The organism is Nocardioides sp. PD653-B2, from assembly GCF_002117935.1.
Lineage (GTDB): Bacteria > Actinomycetota > Actinomycetes > Propionibacteriales > Nocardioidaceae > Nocardioides.
On record NZ_BDJE01000033.1, the window covers coordinates 44962 to 66886 of the forward strand.

The following is a 21925-nucleotide window of genomic DNA, read 5'->3' on the forward strand; positions in this document are numbered from 1 at the left end:
TTCCATGCCGCTCACCCGGTCGACTACCGTGAGGTCCGTGGAGCTCCGCGACGACCATCCGACGCAGCACGAGATCGGCAAACGCACCTTCGTCGTCGCCGACCTCGAGCCCATGGACGTCGACGGCGTCCGCACCGTCGAGGTGGGCACGGCGATCTGGCTGCTCGGCTTCATCGCACTGCTGCCGTTCTACGGCCGTCTCGAGGACTCCGGCAACGAGTGGTGGCTCTGGACCTGCCTGTCCGGCTTCGGGCTCGGGCTGTTCGGGCTCGAGTACTGCCGTCGGCGGCGCAAGGCGCGGCGAGAGCTCAGGGACGAGTCGGCGTAGGCGCGACTGCTCGACCTCGCGCGCCGGTCCTGGCGCCTAGAACGTCTCGATCTCGCTGGGCGTGAGGGTGTCGAACACCGGGTCGGGCACCGGCACCGGCTCGTGCTTCTTCGCGAGGCGGACCTCGGAGTGCGCACCGCAGCCGTGGTCGAACGAGACGATGCGGCCGTCGTCGTTGGCGTCGCCGTTGGCGCAGACGCCGAACATCTCGGAGAGCGGGCCCGCGATCCGGAGCAGGAAGCCGCACGTCGTGCAGTGGTCGGGAGCGGCGACCGCGATCGGGGCCTCCGGGCCGGAGTCGCCGTCGTACCACCGCTGGGCGGCGAGGTCGCGGCCCTCGAGCGAGAGCGTGCGCACCCGGCCCAGGCCGAGGTCCTTGGCGACCTGGCGGACCTGCGCCTTGTCGTCGGCGTCGAGCGGGTCGTCGCCGACGAGGTACGTCGGGACCAGGCGCGGGTCTTCGTCGTCGACGGGGAGGAGGTCGCCCGGCGACAGGTCGCCCGGCTTGATCCGCTCGCGGTAGGGCACCCACTCGGGCGCGACGATGGCCTCGTCGCCGGGGATCAGCACGATCTCGTCGACGGTGACGTACTTCTGGCGCGGCGCGCGGGTCACGGTGACGGACCAGCGCCACCCGACGTAGCCGGGGCGCTCGCAGGCGAACAGGTGGGTCACCAGCCGCTCGCCCTCGATGATGTGGCCGAGGTGCTCGCCGACGTCGGCGGCGTCGACCTCCTCGATGAGGGCGGCACGGGCGGCGTCCACCGCCGCCACGGTGGCGGAGTCGGGCTTGGGACGCACGGTCGTCATCACGTCGAAATCATGACCCATGGATGGTGGACCTGTCAGGTCGGGTCGTTCCGTGCCCGGTCGGCGGTGACCGGGCAGGATGGGCACATGACCCCGCCGCCCGACTCGTCGACCGACGAGCAGCGCTGGCGCGACCCCCATCCGGAGCCGACGCCGGCCGCCGGCAAGGGCGCCAAGATGGCGCGCGGCCTGGGCGCCACCGCCCGAGCAACCGGCCGGGCCGGTCGGGCCACGGTGCGGACGGCGCGGCGGGCAGCGGAGGCGCAGGGCGCAGGCAAGTCCGGGCTGTCCCGGCTGATCCAGATGCACGCGTTCAACACCGCCGGCGACGCGGCGGTCGCCATCTCGCTGGCCGGCACCTTGTTCTTCCAGGTGCCCTCGGGCGAGGCGCGCGGGCAGGTCGCCCTCTTCCTGGGCCTCACGATGCTCCCCTTCGCGATCGTCGCGCCGCTGATCGGCCCGTTCCTCGACCGGTTCGCCCACGGCCGGCGCTGGGCCATCGGCGGCACCATGGCGATCCGCGCGTTCCTCTGCTGGGTGCTGGCGGGCGCGGTCGTCACCGAGTCGGTCTGGCTCTTCCCGGCCGCGCTCGGGGTGCTCGTCTCCTCGAAGGCGTACGGCGTGACGCGCGCCGCCGCCGTACCCCGCCTGCTCCCGGAGGACTTCACCCTCGTCCGGGCGAACGGGCGCGTGTCGATGTCCGGCATCGTCGGTGTCTGCATCTCCTCGCCGATCGCGGCGGGGGCGGCGCTGATCGGGCCCGAGTGGTGCCTGCGCTACGCGTTCCTGCTGTTCGTGGTCGCCACGGTCGCCGCGATCCGGCTGCCGGCGCGGGTCGACTCCAGCCAGGGCGAGGAGGAGCTGGTCCTGCGCGGCTCGACCGAGCCCGTGGCCAGGGGCCGCCGGCGCACCCGGATCCCCCCGGCGGTCGCCTTCGCGCTGCGCGCCAACTGCGGCCCGCGCTGGCTCTACGGCTTCCTGCTCATGTTCATGGCGTTCCTGCTGCGGGAGAACCCGATCGGCGACTGGAAGCCGGAGGTGCTGCTCGCGATCGTCGTCGGCGCTGCCGGAGCCGGCAACGTCCTCGGCGTCGTCACCGCCTCGATGGTGAAGCGGATCAACCCCTCGGTCACGGTGGCAGCCGTCCTGATCGCCGACGTCGTCGTCGCCCTGCTCGCGGCGATCTTCTACGGCGTGCTCGTGCTCGCGCTGCTCGGCCTGATGGCCGGGCTCGGCCAGGCGCTCGCGAAGTTCTCCCTCGACGCGACCATCCAGCGCGACATCCCCCACCGGGTGCAGGCGAGCGCCTTCGCGCGCAGCGACACCACGCTCCAGCTGGCGTGGGTGATCGGCGGCTTCGTCGGCATCGCGATGCCGCTCGACCCGCCCCGGCTGGGGCTGGGCGTGGCCGCCGCGGTGCTGGCTGCGTGGTCGGTCTTCGTGCTGCTCAACAACCCGAAGAGGGCACGCACACCAGCGTCGTAGGCGAGATCACCGGGTCTCGGCTACAGCTCCAGCTCGTCGGCCAAGGCACGCAGCAGCTTGGCGACCGGCTTGGCCGCCTTGGCGTCGGGGTGCCGGCCGTGGCGGTAGGCCTCGCCGATCCCGTCGAGCACGCGGATCAGGTCCTCGACGATCGGGGCCATGTCCTCGGGCTTGCGGCGCCGGGCGGCCGACTGGCTGCGGGCGACCGAGGCCGGCGCGTCGATGATGCGCACCTGGAGGGCCTGGTCGCCGCGGCGACCCTGCGCGATGCCGAACTCGACCTTCGTCCCGGCCTTCACGGTGGTGGTGCCTTCGGGCAGCGCCTCGGCGCGCACGTAGACGTCGGGGCCGCTCTCCTGCGACAGGAAGCCGAAGCCCTTCTCGGCGTCGTACCACTTCACCTTGCCAGTGGGCACGGGTCTGACCTCTTCCAGCTTGCTCCCGTGGCGACGTGCCCCGGCGACTGTCCAGTCTAGAGGGCCTCGTTCATCGAACCCGAACGGAATCCTCGGGCGTCCACCACCGCCGCGTCGAAGCCGGCCCGGCGCACGGCGTCGAGCAGCGCCGACTCGAGGTCGGGAGCCAGCGGCAGCAGGGCGGCGTCGATCTCGACGGAGGCGCGGTCCCCGAGGTCGCGGACCCGCAGGTTGAGCAGCCCGGCCCCGGCGAGGAGGTCGCGGGTCGCGGCCTCGGCGCGCTCGACGCGGCCCAGGCGGTACGGCGTGACCTCGATGCCGTAGGCCACCCGCGAGGACAGGCAGGCAGCCGCGGGCTTGTCCCAGGTCGGCAGGTCCCAGCGCCGCGACGCGGCCCGGATCTGGGCCTTGGTGAGCCCGGCGTCCCGAAGTGGCGTGATCGCCCCCCGCTCCGAGGCGGCCCGGATGCCGGGGCGGAAACCGGCGACGGCGTCGTCGGCGTTGGTGCCGGTCGCGACGTGCGCCAGGCCGCGCGCAGCCGCGATCGGCGCGAGCACGTCGATCAGCTCGGCCTTGCAGAAGTAGCAGCGGTCGGCGCCGTTGGCGCGGTAGCCCTCGCGCTCCATCTCGTTCGTCTCAGGGGTCAGCACCTCGACACCGAGGGACGCGGCGAAGTCGCGGGCCGGGTCGCGCTCGGCCTGCGGCAGGGAGTGGGAGTAGCCGGTCGCGGCGGCCACGCGGTCGGCGCCGAGGGCGCGCACCGCGGCCGCGAGCAGGAAGGCGCTGTCCGCTCCCCCGCTGTAGGCGACCAGCACCGAGCCGCGCTCGCGGAGGTCGGCGGCGAGCGCGTCGAGACGCAGCTCGAGCAGGTGGTCGTCGAGCCAGGCGGGGAACGCCTGCAGGTCGTCGAGCACGACGTGGGTGCCCGCCGCCAGCAGCTCCTCGCGGGTGGAGCCGCCGGTGAGCACCGAGACGCTCAGGGCACCGGCGGCGAGGGCACCCTCGACGTCGTGCACGTGGTCGCCCACATAGATCGAGGCGCCTTCCCGGCGGAGCACGTCGGCCTTGCCGACGCCCCAGACCCAGCCCTCGAGGTGGTCGACGTCGAGGGCGAGGTGGTCGAGGTGGAGCCGGGCGTTGGCGGGGTACTTGCCCGTCACGACCAGCACCCGGCCGGCGTACCCCCGCACCGCGGCGAGCGCCTCGGCGGCCCCGGGCAGCGTCGGCGCCGCGACGATGGCGTGGTCGGGGTAGAGCGCCCGGAACCGGTCGCCCGCGGGCCCGATCGCGTCGGCGTCGAGGTAGGGCTCGAGCAGGAGGTCGAGCGGCGGCCCGAGGTTCGCGGTCATCTCCTCGACCGGGAAGTCGACGCCCAGCTCGGCACCCAGCGCGCGGAGCACGTCGCGGAAGCCCGGGGCGGTGTCGATCAGCGTCATGTCGAGGTCGAACCCGACCACGAGCGGGGCTGATGACGGCTGCTGCATGGAGGCAAGCCTAGGGATCAGGTGTCGGATCCTGAAACGCCTGTCACACTGGGAGGCTCATGTGACGTCAGGGGGACACGTGGCAGCACGAGGAGCCGTACGCCGGGCCGCGGCAGCGGTCGCTGTCGCGTGCGCGCTGTCCGCCGCCGCGCTCGTCGCGTCCGGTCCCGCGCTGGCCGGTGAGCCCGGTCCCGACCACCTCTACCTGGTCACGCTCGTGAGCCCCGGCACCGCGGCCTCGCGCCCCGGGGTCCCCGACCTCGTCGCCGGGTCCGCGCTGCGCGCCGAGCAGGAGTCCGTGCTCGCCGGCGTCGGGTCCCCGGTGCCCGTCTACCGCTGGACCACCGCACTGAACGGCGTCGCGGTCCACCTCACCCGTGACGAGGCCGCGGAGCTGACCGCCGATCCGCGGGTGGCCCTGGTGGAGAAGAACGCCGTCCGCCCGCTCGCCGGCCGGTCCGGCCCGACGCGGTCGCTCGGCGCCGAGTCGCAGACCCGCGGCGGCGCCGGCGTGGTCATCGGCGTCGTCGACTCCGGCATCTGGCCGGACAGCCCGGTCTTCTCGGCGGTGCCCGGCATGGGCCGCGCCCCGAAGGACTTCCAGGGTCAGTGCGAGACCGGCGAGGGCTGGCCGGCGAGCACGTGCAACCGCAAGCTCGTCGGCGCCCGGTGGTTCGTCGACGGCTTCGGTGTCGACCGGCTCCGTTCGTCGTCGTCGCTCTCCCCGGCCGACGACGACGGCCACGGCAGCCAGATGGCGTCGATCGCGGCCGGCAACGCGGGCGTCACCGCCCGGGTGCACGGCCAGCGGGTCGGGACGTACGCCGGAGTCGCGCCCCAGGCGCGGCTCGCCGTCTACAAGGCCTGCTGGACCGCGCCCGACCCCGACGACGACGGCTGTGCGACCGCCGACCTGGTGACCGCGATCGACGAGGCGACCGCCGACGGCGTCGACGTCCTCGACCTCGCGGTGGGCGGGTCACCGGGTTTCGACACCGTGGAGCGCGCCCTGCTCGGAGCTGCCGAGAGCGATGTCGTCGTGGTCGGCGCGGCCGGCAACGCCGCGCGCGCCACGGCCGCGCACGCCAGCCCCTGGGTGACCACCGTGGGCGCCACGACCGGCGCGATGCGCCGCGGCGAGGTGGTCCTCGGAGGTGCGGCGCAGCTCGTCGGCGCGATGTCGGCCGACCAGTCCGTCGGACCGGCCCCGATGGTGCTCGGCGCCGACGTGGCGACCACGGACGCCACCCGCGCCGAGGCCCGCGTCTGCACCCCGGGCAGCCTGGACGCGGCGCGCGTCGGCGGCCGGATCGTGCTGTGCGACCGCGGCGAGATCGGCCGGGTCGACAAGTCCGCCGCCGTGGCACGAGCAGACGGCGTCGGGATGGTGCTGGTCAACGTCGCCCCGGGCAACCTCGCCGCCGACTTCCACAGCGTGCCGACCGTGCACGTCGACCGGACCGCCGGCCGGACACTGAAGCGGTGGCTGGCCGGGCACCCCGACGGCCGGGCGATGCTCGAGCCGCTCGGCCGCGAACGCCGCGCCCCGCGGGTCGCACCCTGGTCGAGCAGCGGCAACCCGGACGGCGTCGTCGTCAAGCCCGACGTGGTCGCCCTCGGCAGCGGAGTGCTGGGTGCGGTGCCGCCGGCCGAGCGCGGTCTGCAGTGGGACCTCGTCTCGGGGACCTCCGCGGCGACCGCGCTGACGGGTGGTGCCGCAGCCCGCCTCGTGTCCCGCCACCCCGACTGGTCCGCCGCCGCGGTCCGTTCCGCCCTGGCGACGACCGCACACCGGCTGAGCGGCGAGCCGGTCCTGGACGCCGGTGCCGGACGGGTCGCACCGGAAGCCGCCCTCCGTCCGGGACTCGTGTACGACGTGGCACCCGGCGCCTACCGGGCCTGGCTCACCGGCGCCCTCTCGGGTGACCTGAACACGCCCTCGATCCTGCTGTCGGGCAGCGCCGACACCGCCGAGCGCACCATCACCAACGTGACCGGCCGCCGGCTCTACTTCTCCTCGCGCGCCTCCGGCTTCGAGCAGTACGACGTCCGGGTCACCCCGGCCGCCGTGCGGCTGGGTCCGGGCGAGAGCGCGACGTTCACGGTGACCGTGGACCGCTCGGGTGGCGTGCGCTCACTCGACGACGGGTGGGTCACCTGGCGCGGCGCCACCGGCACCGTCACCCGGATCCCGGTCGTCCTCTCGCGCTGACCGGCGACGCCGGAACCCTGCGAGCACCACAGCCACCAGCACGAGGCCACCCAGGACGCCGAGGGCGACCTCGCGCCAGTGCCACGACAGCCAGCCGTCCCCGAACAGGCGCTCACCGACGCTGCGGTGTTGCTCCCCGGCCAGTGCGTCGGCGGCCGCGAGCACGCAGCCGGCGCCGAAGGCAGGGTCGAACCGGATCAGCTGCCGACCGGTGGTCGTGTCGAGGCTGGAGTAGCCCCCGAAGTCGGTCTGGAAGAACGCCACCCGGTCACCGACCCAGGAGGTCGAGCAGCTGTCCGGCGCCCCGACGTTCTCGACCCTGACCCGCGACCCGTCGGTCGTCGAGACCGTCGTGACCGCACCCGCCGACGTGGGGTCCGTGACGACGGCGAGCAGGTCGCCGTCGGGGGAGACCGTCCCCGACCACTGGCTCCAGAAGTAGTGGCGTCGCGATGGCAGGTCGAGGGGGACCGAGCGCTCGACGGACCCGGCCAGGTCCGTCGAGCGCAGTGACGCCCGGTCGTCGCCGGTCATCAGCCAGGCGAGCGAGTCGTCGTCGAGCCAGCCGACCGGGTAGCCACGACGACGCAGCTCCTCGATCGAGCCGTCGATGCCGAGGAGCAGTGCCGTGACGGTCGACCCGTCTGCCCACGCGGACGCCCGAACCAGGAGGCGGGACCCGTCGGGCGACCAGACGGCGGGCGTCTGGGAGCCGAGGTAGTAGGTCTCGTCCCGAGCGACCATGCGGCCGTCGCCGATCTCGGGGAAGAGCGTCTCCTCGCCATTGACGAGGTCCCGGATCACGAAGGTGGTCCGGCCGGCGAGGTACCCGATCATCCGGCCGTCGGCGGAGAGCGCCGGCGGGTAGTCGTCGATCGCGCCGGGCTGGGGCACCCGCCAGTTGCGGCCGTCGGGCGCCACGGCCCGCCACTCGGCGTCGTTGGCCGACCACATGACCGCGGCCAGCGGACCCGGCCGAGCCGGGAGGTCGCGACCGGCCCACGGCCACGGCTTCTCGACGTGCGACGGGTATCCCTGGACACCGGACCCCAGGTCACCGGCCGGCGGCACGTCGCCCGTGCGGGGCAGCACGGACACCAGCCCGGCCACGAGGGCCACGACCGCCACGACCGCGGCGGCCGCCCCGACGCGGCGCCGGGTCCGACGCCGGGCTGCGGCCCGCCACGCGCCGGCAGCGTCCGGCACGACGTACGACGGCACCTCGGCGACGAGGTCCTCGAGCGGGTCACGGAGATCGGTCATCGGCTGGGCTCCTCGACGAGGGAGGCGAGCAGGTCGGGGGCGAGGATGCGCAGCCGCTCCAGGGCCTGCCGGGTCTGGGACTTGACGGTGTTGGGCGAGCAGCCGAGGACGGCCGCCGCCTGGACCTCGGTGAGGTCCTCGTAGAAGCGCAGCGACACCACGGCGCGCTGCTTGGGGGTGAGCCGCGCCAGCGCCTCGCGCAGGACGATGCGGCGTTCGACGTCCGGGCCGTGCTGGCCGAGCTCCGGGTGCCGGTCGCCCATGACCTCGCGCGGACGCACCCGCCGCCGGCGCCAGGCGTCGATGGCGAGGTTGTGCATCACCCGCCGGGCGTAGGCGTCCGGCTCACCGGAGCGGCTGACCCGGCGCCAGCGGTCGGCGACCCGGACCAGGGTGTCCTGGAGCAGGTCCTCGGCGAGGTGGACGTCGCCCGTCAGGAGGTAGGCCGAACGAGCCAACGCGCCCGACCGCGCGTGCACCCACGCCTCGAAGTCCTCCACACCCCTATCCACGCAGGCGTACCCGGGTTCGGGTGGGGGTGGTTTCGAGACGGTTGCTGCGCAACCTCCTCAACCACCGACCGACCTTGCTGCGCAACCTCCTCAACCACCGACCGACGTTGCTGCGCAACCTCCTCAACCACCGACCGACGTTGCTGCGCAACCTCCTCAACCACCGACCGACGTTGCTGCGCAACCTCCTCAACCACCGAGGCCCAACGTCTTGGCGGTCTTCTCGCGCATCTCGACCTTGCGGATCTTGCCGGTCACGGTCATCGGGAACTCGTCGACGACCAGCACGTAGCGCGGGATCTTGTAGTGCGCGAGCCTGCCGTCGGCGTAGGCGCGCACGGCGTCGGCATCGAGGGGCTCGGCACCGGACCGCATCCGCACCCACGCGCAGAGCTCCTCGCCGTACCGCTCGTCGGGGACCCCGATCACCTGCACGTCCTCGATGTCGGGGTGCTGGTAGAGGAACTCCTCGATCTCGCGCGGGTAGATGTTCTCGCCGCCCCGGATCACCATGTCCTTGATCCGGCCCACGATGTTGCAGTAGCCGTCCTCCCGCATCTCGGCCAGGTCGCCGGTGTGCATCCAGCCGTCGGCGTCGATGGCCTCGGCGGTCTTCTCGTCGTCGTGCCAGTAGCCGAGCATCACCGAGTAGCCGCGGGTGCAGAGCTCCCCCGGCTCGCCACGGTCGACGGTCTCGCCGGAGACCGGGTCGATGATCTTGATCTCGACGTGCGGGTGGACCCGGCCGATCGTCGCCGTACGCCGCTCGAGGTCGTCGTCGGAGCGCGTCTGGCAGGAGACCGGGCTGGTCTCGGTCATGCCGTAGGCGATCGACACCTCGGCCATGCGCATGTCGTTGACGCAGCGCTTCATCACCTCGACCGGGCAGATCGAGCCGGCCATGATGCCGGTGCGCAGGCTGGTCAGGTCGTGCTCGGCGAAGCTCGGGTGGTTCTGCATCGCGATGAACATCGTGGGCACGCCGTACACCCCGGTGCAGCGCTCGGCCGTGATCGTGCGCAGCGTCGTCTCGGGGTCGAAGCCCGGCCCCGGGATGACCATCGTGGTGCCGTGGCTGGTGCACCCGAGGTTGGCCATCACCATGCCGAAGCAGTGGTAGAAGGGCACCGGGATGCAGAGCCGGTCGTCGGGGCCGAGGTGGATCAGCTCGGTCGTGAAGTAGCCGTTGTTGAGGATGTTGCGGTGGCTCAGGGTGGCGCCCTTGGGGAAGCCGGTGGTGCCCGACGTGTACTGGATGTTGATCGGGTCGCCCGGCTCGAGCGTCGCCATTCGCTCGGCCAGCGCACCCTCGGGGAGCTGCTCGCCGCCGGCCACCAGCTGCGCCCAGTCGTCGGTGTCGAGGTAGACCGCGCGCTGCAGGGTCGGGCACTCGGCCGCGGTCTCCTCGACCATCGCGCGGTACTGGCTCGTCTTGAAGCTGGTCGCCGCGACGAGCAGCTTCATGCCCGACTGGTTCACGGCATAGGCGAACTCGTGCGTGCGGTAGGCCGGGTTGACGTTCACCAGCACGACGCCGGCCTGGGCGGCGGCGTACTGGGTGATCGTCCACTCCGCGCAGTTCGGCGCCCAGATGCCGACCCGGTCGCCCTTCTCGAGCCCGGCCGCCAGCAGCCCGCGGGCCAGCGCGGTGACGTCGCGGTCGAGCTCGGCCCAGGTCCAGCGCCGCCCGCTGGCCACCTCGACCAGCGCCTCACGGTCGGCGTGCGCCGCGGCGGTGCGCGCGAAGTTGGCGCCGATGGTCTCCTCAAGAAGGGGCGGCTCGAGCTCGCCCTGTGCATAGGCCGTCATGCGCAGCAACCTACGCCGCCCGACGTTGGGCGGGCGTTGGCTCAGTGCCGGGTGCGGAAGACCTGGTACTGCACGCCGTTGGCGTAGGTCGTGCTCTCGACCAGGGTCAGCCGGACCTTGTCGTCGGCGCCGTCCGGGAAGAGCCGCCGGCCGCTGCCGAGGATCACCGGGAAGACCATCAGGCGCATCTCGTCGACCAGTCCGGCCTCGAGCAAGCCCTGGGTGAGGAGCATGCTGCCCTGCACGAAGATCGGGCCGCCCGCGGACTCCTTGAGCGCCGCGACGTCGTCGAGCGAGGAGAGCACGGTGGTGTTGGTCCACTGCGGGTCGGTGAGGGTGGAGGACACGACGTACTTCGGCATCGCGTTCCAGCCGGCGAAGTAGTCCATCCCCGGCCAGACCTCCGCGAAGGCGTCGTACGAGCGCCCGCCCATCACGAAGGCGGTCGCCTCCTCCTGCTCCTGGCCCTTGCGCTCGTACGCCGCGGGGTCGGCCTCGACGTCCATGGTCCAGCCGGCGTGGCGGTAGCCCTGCTCGCCGCCGGGCGCTTCGGCGACGCCGTCCAGGGACACGAAGTGGGTGGTGGTCAGGGTGCGCATGTCAGTCCTCTCGTGGAGTGGGGTCACCCAGGCCACGAACGGGTGACGACGGATACGACAGCGCCCGAGGGGAGATCTCAGCGGCCCTCGGCCAGCGCGGTCAGCGCCTCCAGCGCGAGCGGGGTGTCCTGGGTGACCATCGGCCCGATGTCGGCGGCGCCCGGGCCCGTGATCGTCGTGCGCACGGTGACCTCGGCGCCGTCGCCGGCCGCGCGGACCTCGTGGTCGATCCGGATGACCAGGTCACCCATGGTGAGGCGGTCCAGGAAACGGGCCCCCGGCTCGACGATCTCGAGCATGAACGGCACCTCCGTGCCGCTGGTCAGGACCATGGAGCCGGCGGCGCCCTCGGCGAAGTGCCCCTCGAGCGCGACCTCCTGCACGGCCGGGTCCCAGGCGTGCCAGCTGCCGACGTCGCGCCACAGAGCCCAGACGTCGGCGGGGCTGGCGGACGTCGTCACGGTGCGCTCGTACTCGAAGGTCATGACGGCAAACTACCGCCTACGACGGACCGGGCCCCGCCGCTCCCGGAGGAGCGACGGGGCCCGGCCACGGTCATGCCGATGAGCCGACCGGGGTCAGGACCTCCCGACCCGGACGGTCATCACACCGTTCTTCTGCACCTTGACCACCTTGATGGTGGTGCCGGTCTTCGGGACGTCGACGCTGTACCAGCCGGGCTGGTAGTGGCCGGGGTGCGTGCCCGAGCCGTGCTCGTCGCTGTCGAACCACCAGTCGAGCGTGTCGTCGAACAGCGACACGGCCGGCTGCGACTCGAGCGTGATCGGCTTCCCGAGGTAGTGCATCTTCTGCGCCGGGGTGCGCTTCAGCGAGAACGGCGAGTCCGACGTCACGAGCTTCGTGCGCAGCAGCGTGCCGTCGGGCGCGTGCTGGAACTCCGGGTGGGCGTCGACGGGCAGGATCTCGCCGCCACCGGGGTGGTCGCCGACGTTGTTGTCGTTGTACGACGTGTCCCAGTAGCTGATCAGCGCGCCGGGCTGGAACTCGAAGAAGTCCACCCAGTCCGGCTTCTTCGGGTCACCGGCGAAGTTGTAGACGTGCGCCAGCACCTTGTCGCGACCGACGTACTGCCGGTTGTCGACGAAGTAGGCGTTGAGGAAGTCGCGCGTCTCCGTGCCGGTCGTGGTGGTGAACCCGTCGAACGTCCAGTCGGCGTCGGTCTCGGCGTCACCGATGACGGTGCCGTCGAGGGTGATGTTGTCGACCTGGAAGCCGGGGAACGTCGCCGCGCCGTCGGTCATGTAACGCCAGCGCAGCGCGTTGGTGCCGACGGGGACCGTCGCGGTCAGGTCGACCCAGTCACCGCCGGACGAGCCGGAGATGCCGGTGCCGCTGCCGTTGAAGGAGCCCTGGTCCTCGCCTTCGTAGCTCTGGCTGGTCTCGAGCTGGGTCCAGGTCTCGCCACCGTCGCCGGAGGCCTCGAGGAACGCGTAGTCCCAGCCCTCCTCGATGTCGTAGCGCACCGTGGCGGTCAGGGCACCGCCGCCGGCGACGTCACGCGTCATCGTGTTGTCGAGGTCGTCACCGGAGCCGCTGAAGTAGTACCGCTCGCCGCAGGTCGCGCACGGGTCGCCGTACTGGAAGCTGACCTCCTTGTCGGGCAGCAGCGTGATCAGGCCGTTGGCGGCCGTGCCCGAGGTGGACTGGCCGGGGCGCAGCTTGTAGGTGCCGGGGCGTCCGGCGCGGGCCACGTCGTAGTCGAGCCAGCCGAGCTGGAACTTGTCCCAGGCACCGAAGGGCTGCGGCTCGTCGCCGATGCCGGGGTCGCCCGGGAGGGTGGCCCGCGACTGGGCCATCAGCGACCAGTGCTCGACGCTGTTGGAGGCACCGCCCGAGTTGCCGGAGGTGTCGTACAGGTCGGGGAGGCCCAGGTCGTGGGCGAACTCGTGCGAGAAGACGCTGAGGCCGCCGTTCTCGGGCTGCATCGTGTAGTCGCTCACCCACACACCCGTCGGGTTGTCCGGGATCGTGACGTTGGCGCCGCTCGGGTCGGACACGCCGCCCTCACCGACCTCCACGCCGCCGATGGCGGGGCCGGGGCCGGCGCCGAAGGGCTCGATGCCCACATTGCCGCGGTGGCTCCAGATGGCGTCGCTGCCGTAGACCGGGTCACCGTCGGCCTCGTCGCCGCCCGCGTGCACGATCTGGAAGTGGTCGATGTAGCCGTCCGGCTCGGCGAAGTCGCCGTCGCCGTCGAAGTCGTAGCGGTCCTGCTTGTCGAACGTCGCGAGGTACTCCTGGATCTGGGCCATGGTCATGCCCTCGTCGAGGCGGTCCTGCGTCCACTGGGCGAGGGCGTCGCGCACGAGGAACCAGACGTTGCTGCAGACGATGTCGCCGCAGTAGTCGCTGCCGTAGCGGGCCTGGTTGAAGGGGACCTTCACCCACTCGGTGACGTCACCGTCGACGGAGTACCGGCCGCTCGACTGCTGCTGGTAGAAGCTCTTCATCCGCGTGAAGTACATGTTCTCGAAGTACGGCTGGCTGAAGTTCTTCGTCCACAGCGTGGAGTTGTCCTTCGAGCGGTCCGGCTTCGGGATCTGGTTGTGCATCGGTCCGTCGTAGCGCTGGGCGCCGGACTCCGGGTCGTCGGGGTACGCCGAGTGGCGGGTGTCGCCGAACTCCGCGAGCACGACGAAGATGCGGTCGGTGCCGCTCTGGGCCACCTTGCCGAAGACGCCCTTGGAGAGCTTCTCCTTCGCGCCGGTCCCGCCGGTGCGCAGCCGCTTCTCGAGCGCGGCCTGGCGGATGTCGTCGTACCGCGTCTTCCAGGCCGGGGTGAGGTTGTCGGACGGGGTGGCCGTCCCTCCCCGGGCCGAGGGGTTGGCCGGGGCCGCCACGGCTCCGGCCTGGGGGGTGGTGAGCGACAGCGCTGTTGCCGCCGCCAGCAGTGAAGCGGTCGCCGCTGCGGCGACCCGGGTCCTACGCAAGAGATGCCTCCCGATTGAGTCGAGGCGCGGAGTGCGCCACACGTCCTGGCAGGCAGCGTCGGAACCGGATCACGGCGCCGAGCCACCGGTCAGGAGGAGAGCAGTGCACCCTCCCGGCCGCGCACCAGGGAAGAGGCGCTCCGGTTCGTTATCGGACCGTTACCGCGGGGCCGGAACTCTTGCGGCCGGTGTGACCTGCGCAACACCGGGACCGCAAGATCTTCAGGATTCGCGCGCGACGGTCATCTCGCGGTCGCCGAAACGCACGTGGTCGCCGTCGAGCAGCGTCGCGGCCCGTCCGGCCGTGAGCTCCTTGGCCACGCCCCCGCGGATCAGGATCGAGCCGTTGGTCGACCCACGGTCGACCACGACCAGGCCGGCCTCGGGCGTCACCTGGACCTGGGCATGGGTCTTGGAGAGCGACATGTCGGAGGAGGGCAACGGCACGAGGTGGCGCACCGGCTCCCCCTGGCGCGGCTCGGGGCGTCTGCCGACCAGGGCCAGGCCCTCGACCACGAAGCTCTCCCCGGAGTCGAAGCTGACCCGCCAGCGAACCGACGGCGCCGGGGCGGCCTCGACGACCGCCGGGGCGTCCGGGACGAGCGGGTAGCCCAGCTGCTGGCGCTGCGGGGTCGCCGGCCTCGGGGGCTGGGCGGGCGGCGGGGCCGGCGCTGCGGGCTCGCCGGGTGCGACCGGAGCCGGCGCCGGGGCGGGCGCGACCACCGGTGGGGCCGCCGGGGCGGCCGTCGGTGGGGCGGCCGTCGGTGGCGCGGCCGGCGGCGGCGCGGCCGGCGGCGGCGCGGCGGGCGGCCGGGGCGACCGGGCGGGCGTGGCGACGGGGGCGGCGCGCGGCGCCGGGACCAGCCGCATCGCGGTGAGGTTCACGACGTGGCGCGGACGGACGTCCTCCTCGGGCACCTCCACCGGGACCGGGCGGACGTCGACGACGGCCGAGTGGGCGACGTGGTCGTGCCACCCGCGGCGCCGGCCGCCCGGGTCCATGACCGCGGTCCAGGCCAGGGTGGCCACCCCGAGGCCGAATGTCGGCAGCGTGGCCACGCCGAGGACGAGCTGACGCAGGAGGGCCCGCCCGATCCCGATCGGCCCACCGGTCGTGTCGTCGACCACCCGCAGCCCGACCAGGGCCATGCCCGGGGAGGTGCCGAGCAGGCCGAGGACGACCGCGAACGCGGCGCCGACCACCAGGACCGTCGCGACGATGAGCGCGATCCCCGCGGCGACCTGGCCCGGCTGGATCAGGGTGCGGAAGGCGACATAGGCGACCACGCCGTCCACCGACCAGGCGATGACCCGGTCGAGCGTGAAGGCGTAGAAGCGCCGGTCGAGCTCCGCGACCAGGCGGTCCGGGGAGTCCGGCATCGGCTGGCTCACGGGTTCTCGACCTGGATCGTCACGCCGTCACCGAGGTCGACCACGGCGCCGGGGATGAGCTGGACCGCGATCCCGGCCTTGAGGTCCTCCGGCGGCAGGCCGGGCTGCACCAGGAGCGTGCCGTTGGTGGAGCCGAGGTCGGTGACGACCGCGGAGCCGTGGTCGGCTCCCGAGCCCGGCCGCACCTCGAGGTGGGTCGAGGAGATCTCCTGGTGGGGGCTGGGCACCCTCACCAGGCGCGGCTGCTCGGTCAGGCTGTGGCGGCGCGGCTCGGGAGCCCGGCCGACCAGGACCACCCGGTCGACCTCGACCGCCTCGCCGTTGGAGATGAGGAGCCGGGCGACCGGGCGCGCCGTGACGGGCGGCGCCAGGGGCTGGCCCGGGATGCCGGGCTGCTCGCGGACGAACTCCGCGCGCTCCACGCTGCCGGTCCGGGTCTCGCCGTCGTGGTCGGCGTCCTCCGCGACCTCGGCCACCTCGGCGTCGAGGACGGCCACGGGCTCCGTGGGTGGCTCGGCGGGCGGCTCCGGGTCGGGCTCGGGGGTCGGGGTCGGCTCCGGAGTGGGCTCGGCGTCGGCCCCGGACCGGGGCGGGACCACCGCGGGCGGGTGCTCGACCGTCGCGATCCGGACCAGTCCCCCGGCGACCAGGAGGTCGTCGGACGACTCCTCGTCGGCGACCTCGATCCGCATCCGGACGACGCCGGTCAGGGTGCGCTCCACCCAGGTGGTGCCGCCGTCCCCCTCGACGTGGACCACCTCGTCGGCCGTCGCGAAGTGGGCGGCGGCCGCGCCGCGCAGGACCACCCGGGTCTCGTCGCCGGACTCGCTGACCAGCACGAAGCCCGGCAGGTCGCGCAGGCCCGACGAGATCAGCGCGTCGAGGGTCTCGTCGAAGCCGGCACCGTCGTCGACGAGCTCCCACAGCGCCGCCACCCGGGCCTTCTCCGAGGGGGGCAGCACGACGGTCGCACGCTCGCCGAGGATGCCGAACCAGGGTCCGGCACGGAAGGACCAGGTGCGGTGGTCGCTCACGGCAGTGCTCCCAGCTTCTGTTCGAGACTCGCTCGCTGACGCACGGAGTCGTAGGGGCTGTCGGCGACCAATCCCACCACATCCACGACCACGACCGTCGCGTTGTCCTCGCCACCCGCGGCGAGGGCGGCGGCCACCATCCGGTCGGCCGCGTCGCGGGGGTCGTCCGACTCGGCCAGGATCGCCGCGAGCGTCGTCTCGTCGACCATCCCGCTGATGCCGTTGGAGCAGAGCACCAACCGCTCGACGGACGCCAGCGGGAGCACGAAGAAGTCGGCCTCGGCGCCCGGGGACACCCCGAGGGCGCGGGTGATGACGTGTCGCTCGGGGTGGGTGTCGGCCTCGGCGGGGGTGATCCGGCCGGCGTCGAGCAGCTCCTGGACGACGCTGTGGTCGACGCTCACCTGCTCCAGCACGCTGCCGGCGAAGCGGTAGACCCGGGAGTCGCCCACGTTGGCGACCAGCCACTGCGGCCCGTCGTCGTCCTCGACAAGCAGCGCGACCACGGCCGTCGTGCCGGCCCGGAACCGGCGCCCGACGCCCTCGGCGCCCTGGGTCTCGGCGTACTCCGCGATCCGCTCGCGGCACACCCGCAGCGTGGCCGCGACGACCTCGGCTCCGGCCCGTGGGTCGTAGCCCTCCTCGGCCAGCCGGGCGAACTCCTCGACCACGATGGTGCTCGCGACGTCACCGCCCTGGTGGCCGCCCATCCCGTCGGCGACGACGAAGACCGGCGGCGTGGCGAGGTAGGCGTCCTCGTTGACCTCGCGGACCAGCCCGACGTCGGTGGCGGCCCCGTGGTGCAGCTCGACCCGGCTCACCGGTCGGCCGGCTTCCGTGCGCCCGATAGCGTGGGAGGGATGTCCACGACGGGGTACCGCACGCTCGCCGACCAGCTGCGCAGCTGGCCGGACTCCCGGCTGTCCCGTCTGCTCGTCGACCGACCCGATCTCGCCACTCCGGCCCCTCACGACTCCAGCCAGCTGGCGTCTCGTGCCGCCACCCGGTCCTCACTCCTGCGCGCGCTCGACCACCTCACCCGGCTCGAGCTCTGTGTCCTTGATGCCCTCGTCGTCGTGGGGCAAACCACGCCCGACCAGCTGGCGGAGGTGGTCCGGGCGACACCCCAGTCCGTGACGTCGGCGCTGGACCGGCTGCTCGACCTCGCCCTGGCCTGGGAGACGCCGCAGGGCGTCCGGCCGCTCAGCGCGGTCTCGGAGGCGCTCACCCAGGGCGGCCGGGCCCCCGGCGTCAGCGGCCTGCGGCCGATGTCGCCCGAGCCGCACGACCCCGAGGACGTACGCCGACGCCTCGACGAGCTCTCGGCGCCGGCCCGCGCCCTGCTCGACCACGTCCTCGAGTCGGGGGGCGAGGCCACGACCGGCACCGCCCGCCACACGGTGCTGCCCGAGGACGCCGCGACCCCCGCGGAGGAGCTGCTCGCCCGCAGGCTGCTCGTGCCCCGCGGTGGCGGCACCGTCGTGCTGCCGGGCGAGGTCGGGATCGCGATGCGGGGTGGACGCACCACGACCGAGCCGGTCGACGAGCCACCCGAGCTGGCCACCTCCCCGCGCGGCCAGGACCTGGTCGACCGCGCCGGCGCCGGCGCCGCCTTCGAGGCGGTACGACGCGTCGAGCTGCTGCTCGACCACTGGGGCCTGCACCCGCCGGCCGCGCTGCGCAGCGGTGGCCTCGGCGTCCGCGACCTCCGGGCCACCGCGACCGAGCTGCACGTCGACGCGCCGACCGCCGCCCTCCTCGTCGAGGTCGCGTCGGCGGCGGGGCTGCTGGCCACCGCCGCCGACCCGTCCGGCAACCCGGTCTGGATCCCCACCGACGCCTTCGACCAGTGGACCGCCGCCCCGGTCGCCGGCCGCTGGGTCGCGCTGGTGCGTGCCTGGCTCGAGAGCCCGCGGATCCCGGGCCTGGTCGGCTCCCGCGACCCGCAGGGCAAGGTCTGGAACGCGCTCGCCCCCGAGCTGTCCGGCGTCCACCAGGTCGAGAGCCGGCGGATGGCGCTGGAGCTGCTGCTCGACCTCCCCGAGGGCGAGGTGCTGGCTGCCGGCACCGGCGTGCCGTCCCTGGTGCAGCGGATCGAGTGGCTCCGGCCGCGGCGACCCCGGACCCGCGCCGAGCAGGTCGGCTGGGCGGTCGACGAGGCGGCGCTGCTCGGCGTCGTCGCCCTGGGCGGGCCGGCGTCGTACTCCCGGGCGCTCCTCACCGGCGACGAGGCGGTCGCGATCGCCGGTCTCGACGCGCTGCTGCCGGAGCCGGTCGACCACGTGCTGCTCCAGGCAGACCTGACCGCCGTGGCTCCGGGGCCGCTGGAGTCCCAGCTGGCGCGCAAGCTGCAGCTGGTCGCCGACATCGAGTCGCGCGGCGGGGCGACGGTCTACCGCTTCACGCCCGCCTCGGTGCGCCGCGCGCTCGACACCGGCTGGTCGGCGGTCGAGGTGCACGAGTTCATCGGCTCGGTGTCGCGGACGCCGGTCCCGCAGCCGCTCACCTACCTCGTCGACGACACGGCGCGGACCTTCGGCAGCGTGCGGGTCGGGCACGCCGAGGCGTTCCTGCGGGCCGATGACGAGGCCGCCCTGACCGAGATCCTGCTCAACCCCCAGGCCGCGACCCTGGGCCTGCGCCGGATCGCGCCGACCGTGCTGGTCAGCTCGACGCCGCTCGACGTGCTGCTCCCCCGGCTCCGCGACCTCGGCGCGGCACCCGTCGTGGAGGCCGCCGACGGGACCGTGCACGTCGCGCGACCCGACGTGCTCCGGGCGCGCACGCCGCGCGAGCACCGGGGCCGGGCGGTCCGCTCGGCCCGCCGGACCGCGCAGACCGCGCACGTGGTCACCGCGATCCGGGCCGGCGACCGGGCCGAGTCCAGCCGGCCGGCCGTCCCGGCCCAGTCGCTCACCCCGAGCGGGTCGATGGCGGCGCTGCGCGAGGCGATCGAGGCCGGGGGGTCGGTGCTGATCGGCTACGTCGACAACCAGGGCACCAGCTCGGAGCGGCTGGTCGACCCCATCCGGGTCGAGGGCGGGTCGCTCACCGCGCACGACCACCGCAGCGACGACGTGCGCACCTTTGCCGTGCATCGCATCACCACGGTCCGGCCCGTCACCGACGCTCCGTAGGGGTCGTCGCCACACGGACGGTCGTCGCGAGCGTCGTCCCGCGGGATGCATCGCGGCGGCGGAGGAGGGAAGCGGGACGGAGTCCCGATGACCGACGACAACTCCGCGAGGCGCCCGCGGGGCGGCGCGCAGCAGACCGGCTGTGTGGTGTCGGCCCCTAAGATTGAATCGTGGACTTCCTCCGGTACGCCGAAGCCTCGGCCGCCCTGCTGAACGCGGAGCTGGCCGACGTCGACGCGCTGGAGGCGTACCTCGACGGCCGGGAGTGGCTGCACGAGCGCGCGACCGACCGCGACTGCATGCTGCTGCGCAAGTTCCAGCGTGAGCTGCGCCCGGTCTTCGAGGCCGGCGACATCACGGGCGTGGTCGGCGGGCTCAACGAGCTGATGGCGCGCTACCCCGTCACGCCCCGGATATCCGACCACGACCACCAGGACCTGCACCTCCACGTCGCGACGGCCAACGCCAGCGTGGCCGACCTCCTCGTCGGCGAGTCGCTGCTCGGGCTCGCGACGCTGGTCTGCGACCTCGGCGCCGACCGGCTCGGTGTCTGCTCGGCCGGGAAGTGCACCAACGTCTTCGTCGACACCTCGCCGAACCGCTCCCGTCGGTACTGCTCCGAGCGGTGCTCATCGCGGGCGAACGTCGCGGCGTACCGCGCCCGGCAGAAGGCCGTCGAGCCCGCGTAGCGAGGCGCCACGGCGGATGCGCCGGCGGCCGCCTTCGGCCTCTCCGTAGGCTTGGCGGGTGAATGACGGCCCCCTGATCGTCCAGTCGGACAAGACGCTGCTGCTCGAGGTGGATCACGAGCGCGCCGCTGACTGCCGCAAGGCGATCGCGCCGTTCGCCGAGCTGGAGCGCTCCCCCGAGCACGTGCACACCTACCGGCTCACCCCGCTCGGCCTCTGGAACGCCCGCGCCGCCGGGCACGACGCCGAGCAGGTGGTCGACACGCTGCTGGAGTACAGCCGGTACGCCGTCCCGCACGCGCTGCTCGTCGACGTCGCCGAGACGATGGCGCGCTACGGCCGGCTGCGGCTGGAGAAGAACCCGATCCACGGGCTGGTGCTGGTCTCCACCGACCGCCCGGTGCTCGAGGAGGTGCTGCGCGCCAAGAAGATCGCCGGCATGCTCGGCGAGCGGGTCGACCCCGACACCGTCGTCGTGCACGGCTCCGAGCGCGGCAACCTCAAGCAGGCGCTGCTCAAGCTGGGCTGGCCGGCGGAGGACTTCGCGGGCTACGTCGACGGCGAGGCGCACCCGATCTTCCTCGACGAGACCGAGTGGCAGCTGCGCGCCTACCAGCGCGAGGCCGCGGAGTCCTTCTGGCACGGCGGATCCGGCGTCGTGGTGCTGCCGTGCGGCGCCGGCAAGACGCTGGTCGGCGCGGCCGCGATGGCCGAGGCGAAGGCCACCACGCTGATCCTGGTCACCAACACGGTGAGCGCCCGGCAGTGGAAGGACGAGCTGATCCGTCGGACCTCCCTGACCGAGGAGGAGATCGGCGAGTACTCCGGCTCGGTGAAGGAGGTCCGGCCCGTCACCATCGCGACGTACCAGGTGATGACGACGAAGCGGAAGGGCGTCTACCCCCACCTCGAGCTGCTCGACGCCAAGGACTGGGGCCTGATCGTGTACGACGAGGTGCACCTGCTGCCCGCGCCGATCTTCCGGATGACCGCCAACCTCCAGGCCCGCCGGCGGCTCGGGCTGACCGCGACGCTGGTGCGCGAGGACGGCCGCGAGGGTGACGTCTTCTCGCTGATCGGGCCGAAGCGGTACGACGCGCCCTGGAAGGACATCGAGTCCCAGGGCTGGATCGCGCCCGCCGACTGTGTCGAGGTGCGGGTGACCCTGCCGTCGGCCGAGCGGCTGGCCTATGCGACCGCCGAGCCGGAGGAGCGCTACCGGCTCGCGTCGTGCACCCACCACAAGATCGACGTCGTGCGCGACCTGGTCGCCCAGCACCCCGGCCAGCCCACACTGGTGATCGGGCAGTACATCGACCAGCTCGACGAGCTCGCCGCGGCCCTCGACGCCCCGGTCATCAAGGGCGAGACGTCGGTGAAGGAGCGCCAGCGCCTCTTCGAGGCGTTCCGCTCCGGCGAGGTCGGGCTGCTGGTCGTCTCGAAGGTCGCGAACTTCTCCATCGACCTGCCGTCGGCCGAGGTCGCCATCCAGGTCTCCGGGTCGTTCGGCTCGCGCCAGGAGGAGGCCCAGCGGCTCGGGCGGCTGCTGCGGCCCAAGTCCGAGGGCAAGTCCGCGCACTTCTACACGATCGTCTCCCGCGACACCGTCGACGCCGACTTCGCCCAGAACCGGCAGCGCTTCCTCGCCGAGCAGGGCTACGCCTACCGGATCGTGGACGCGGAGGACCTGCCGGCGTAGGGAGCGGGCGGTTTCCCCCGGTCGGCGGTCCGCCCTGGACAGGCCATACCCAACGACGTACGACGCGGGCCATGCTGGTCCCGTGACCCAGCAGCCGCAGCCGAT

At 73.2% G+C, this 21925-nt stretch carries 18 protein-coding genes; 6 read left to right on the forward strand and 12 right to left on the reverse strand.

The window, feature by feature from the left end; genetic code table 11:
* The first annotated feature begins 37 nt into the window (after nucleotides 1-37).
* Nucleotides 38-328, forward strand: a complete 291-nt coding sequence (locus PD653B2_RS14775) for a DUF2530 domain-containing protein (RefSeq protein ID WP_242665292.1) — start codon at nucleotides 38-40, stop codon at nucleotides 326-328.
* 36 nt (nucleotides 329-364) lie between these two features.
* Here the strand turns inward: PD653B2_RS14775 and PD653B2_RS14780 are convergent, their stop codons facing one another.
* Entirely contained in the window at nucleotides 365-1138 is a 774-nt protein-coding gene (locus tag PD653B2_RS14780) for a DUF3027 domain-containing protein (RefSeq protein WP_207559402.1), read from the reverse strand.
* Nucleotides 1139-1225: 87 nt separating this feature from the next.
* Between PD653B2_RS14780 and PD653B2_RS14785 the strand changes: the two genes are divergently transcribed.
* A complete protein-coding gene (locus PD653B2_RS14785) occupies nucleotides 1226-2623 on the forward strand; it encodes an MFS transporter (protein WP_085873151.1) in 1398 nt (465 codons plus the stop codon).
* A 20-nt stretch (nucleotides 2624-2643) separates the two neighbouring features.
* On the opposite strand, the gene PD653B2_RS14790 is transcribed toward PD653B2_RS14785, so the two are convergent.
* Nucleotides 2644-3039 carry a cold-shock protein gene (locus tag PD653B2_RS14790; RefSeq protein ID WP_085873152.1) on the reverse strand — a complete coding sequence of 132 codons (396 nt, stop codon included), beginning with the start codon at nucleotides 3037-3039 and terminating at the stop codon, nucleotides 2644-2646.
* A 56-nt stretch (nucleotides 3040-3095) separates the two neighbouring features.
* Nucleotides 3096-4523, reverse strand: coding sequence for an HAD family hydrolase (locus PD653B2_RS14795; RefSeq protein WP_089503979.1), 1428 nt, complete (start codon nucleotides 4521-4523; stop codon nucleotides 3096-3098).
* Between the two features lie 79 nt (nucleotides 4524-4602).
* Here PD653B2_RS14795 and PD653B2_RS14800 point away from each other — a divergent pair, with 79 nt between their 5' ends.
* Nucleotides 4603-6735 carry a S8 family serine peptidase gene (locus PD653B2_RS14800; RefSeq protein ID WP_085873153.1) on the forward strand — a complete coding sequence of 711 codons (2133 nt, stop codon included), beginning with the start codon at nucleotides 4603-4605 and terminating at the stop codon, nucleotides 6733-6735.
* Here PD653B2_RS14800 and PD653B2_RS14805 read toward each other — a convergent pair.
* From PD653B2_RS14805 to PD653B2_RS14845, 9 genes are all read right to left on the reverse strand, one after another.
* Nucleotides 6658-7998, reverse strand: a complete 1341-nt coding sequence (locus tag PD653B2_RS14805; protein ID WP_085873154.1) for a hypothetical protein — start codon at nucleotides 7996-7998, stop codon at nucleotides 6658-6660. The two genes, PD653B2_RS14800 and PD653B2_RS14805, sit on opposite strands and share 78 nt — an antisense overlap.
* Nucleotides 7995-8498, reverse strand: a complete 504-nt coding sequence (locus PD653B2_RS14810; RefSeq protein ID WP_242665293.1) for a SigE family RNA polymerase sigma factor — start codon at nucleotides 8496-8498, stop codon at nucleotides 7995-7997. The genes PD653B2_RS14805 and PD653B2_RS14810 overlap by 4 nt, the downstream gene beginning before the upstream one ends.
* 201 nt (nucleotides 8499-8699) lie before the next feature.
* Nucleotides 8700-10319, reverse strand: a complete 1620-nt coding sequence (locus PD653B2_RS14815; protein WP_085873156.1) for an AMP-binding protein — start codon at nucleotides 10317-10319, stop codon at nucleotides 8700-8702.
* A gap of 41 nt (nucleotides 10320-10360) precedes the next feature.
* The gene (locus tag PD653B2_RS14820) at nucleotides 10361-10918 is read right to left on the reverse strand and encodes a dihydrofolate reductase family protein (protein WP_085873157.1); all 558 of its coding nucleotides are present in this window, start codon (nucleotides 10916-10918) and stop codon (nucleotides 10361-10363) included.
* 77 nt (nucleotides 10919-10995) lie between these two features.
* The gene (locus tag PD653B2_RS14825; protein ID WP_085873158.1) at nucleotides 10996-11403 is read right to left on the reverse strand and encodes an SRPBCC family protein; all 408 of its coding nucleotides are present in this window, start codon (nucleotides 11401-11403) and stop codon (nucleotides 10996-10998) included.
* 93 nt (nucleotides 11404-11496) lie between these two features.
* On the reverse strand, nucleotides 11497-13869 hold the full coding sequence (locus PD653B2_RS14830; protein WP_165763490.1) for an immune inhibitor A domain-containing protein: 2373 nt from the start codon (nucleotides 13867-13869) through the stop codon (nucleotides 11497-11499).
* A 222-nt stretch (nucleotides 13870-14091) separates the two neighbouring features.
* On the reverse strand, nucleotides 14092-15261 hold the full coding sequence (locus PD653B2_RS14835; protein WP_085873160.1) for an RDD family protein: 1170 nt from the start codon (nucleotides 15259-15261) through the stop codon (nucleotides 14092-14094).
* Nucleotides 15258-16295, reverse strand: a complete 1038-nt coding sequence (locus PD653B2_RS14840; RefSeq protein WP_085873161.1) for an FHA domain-containing protein — start codon at nucleotides 16293-16295, stop codon at nucleotides 15258-15260. The genes PD653B2_RS14835 and PD653B2_RS14840 overlap by 4 nt, the downstream gene beginning before the upstream one ends.
* A complete protein-coding gene (locus PD653B2_RS14845; RefSeq protein ID WP_085873162.1) occupies nucleotides 16292-17116 on the reverse strand; it encodes a PP2C family protein-serine/threonine phosphatase in 825 nt (274 codons plus the stop codon). Before PD653B2_RS14845 ends, PD653B2_RS14840 begins: the two co-directional genes overlap by 4 nt.
* Before the next feature lie 39 nt (nucleotides 17117-17155).
* On the opposite strand from PD653B2_RS14845, the gene PD653B2_RS14850 reads away from it, so the two are divergent.
* The 3 genes from PD653B2_RS14850 to PD653B2_RS14860 all read left to right on the forward strand — a co-directional run bounded on the left by PD653B2_RS14850 (nucleotide 17156) and on the right by PD653B2_RS14860 (nucleotide 21820).
* Nucleotides 17156-19432, forward strand: a complete 2277-nt coding sequence (locus PD653B2_RS14850; protein WP_085873163.1) for a helicase C-terminal domain-containing protein — start codon at nucleotides 17156-17158, stop codon at nucleotides 19430-19432.
* Between the two features lie 170 nt (nucleotides 19433-19602).
* Nucleotides 19603-20121, forward strand: a complete 519-nt coding sequence (locus PD653B2_RS14855) for a CGNR zinc finger domain-containing protein (protein WP_085873164.1) — start codon at nucleotides 19603-19605, stop codon at nucleotides 20119-20121.
* 58 nt (nucleotides 20122-20179) lie between these two features.
* Nucleotides 20180-21820: a DNA repair helicase XPB gene (locus tag PD653B2_RS14860; protein ID WP_085873165.1), complete on the forward strand. Its 1641-nt coding sequence runs from the start codon at nucleotides 20180-20182 to the stop codon at nucleotides 21818-21820.
* Nucleotides 21821-21925: the final 105 nt, after the last annotated feature.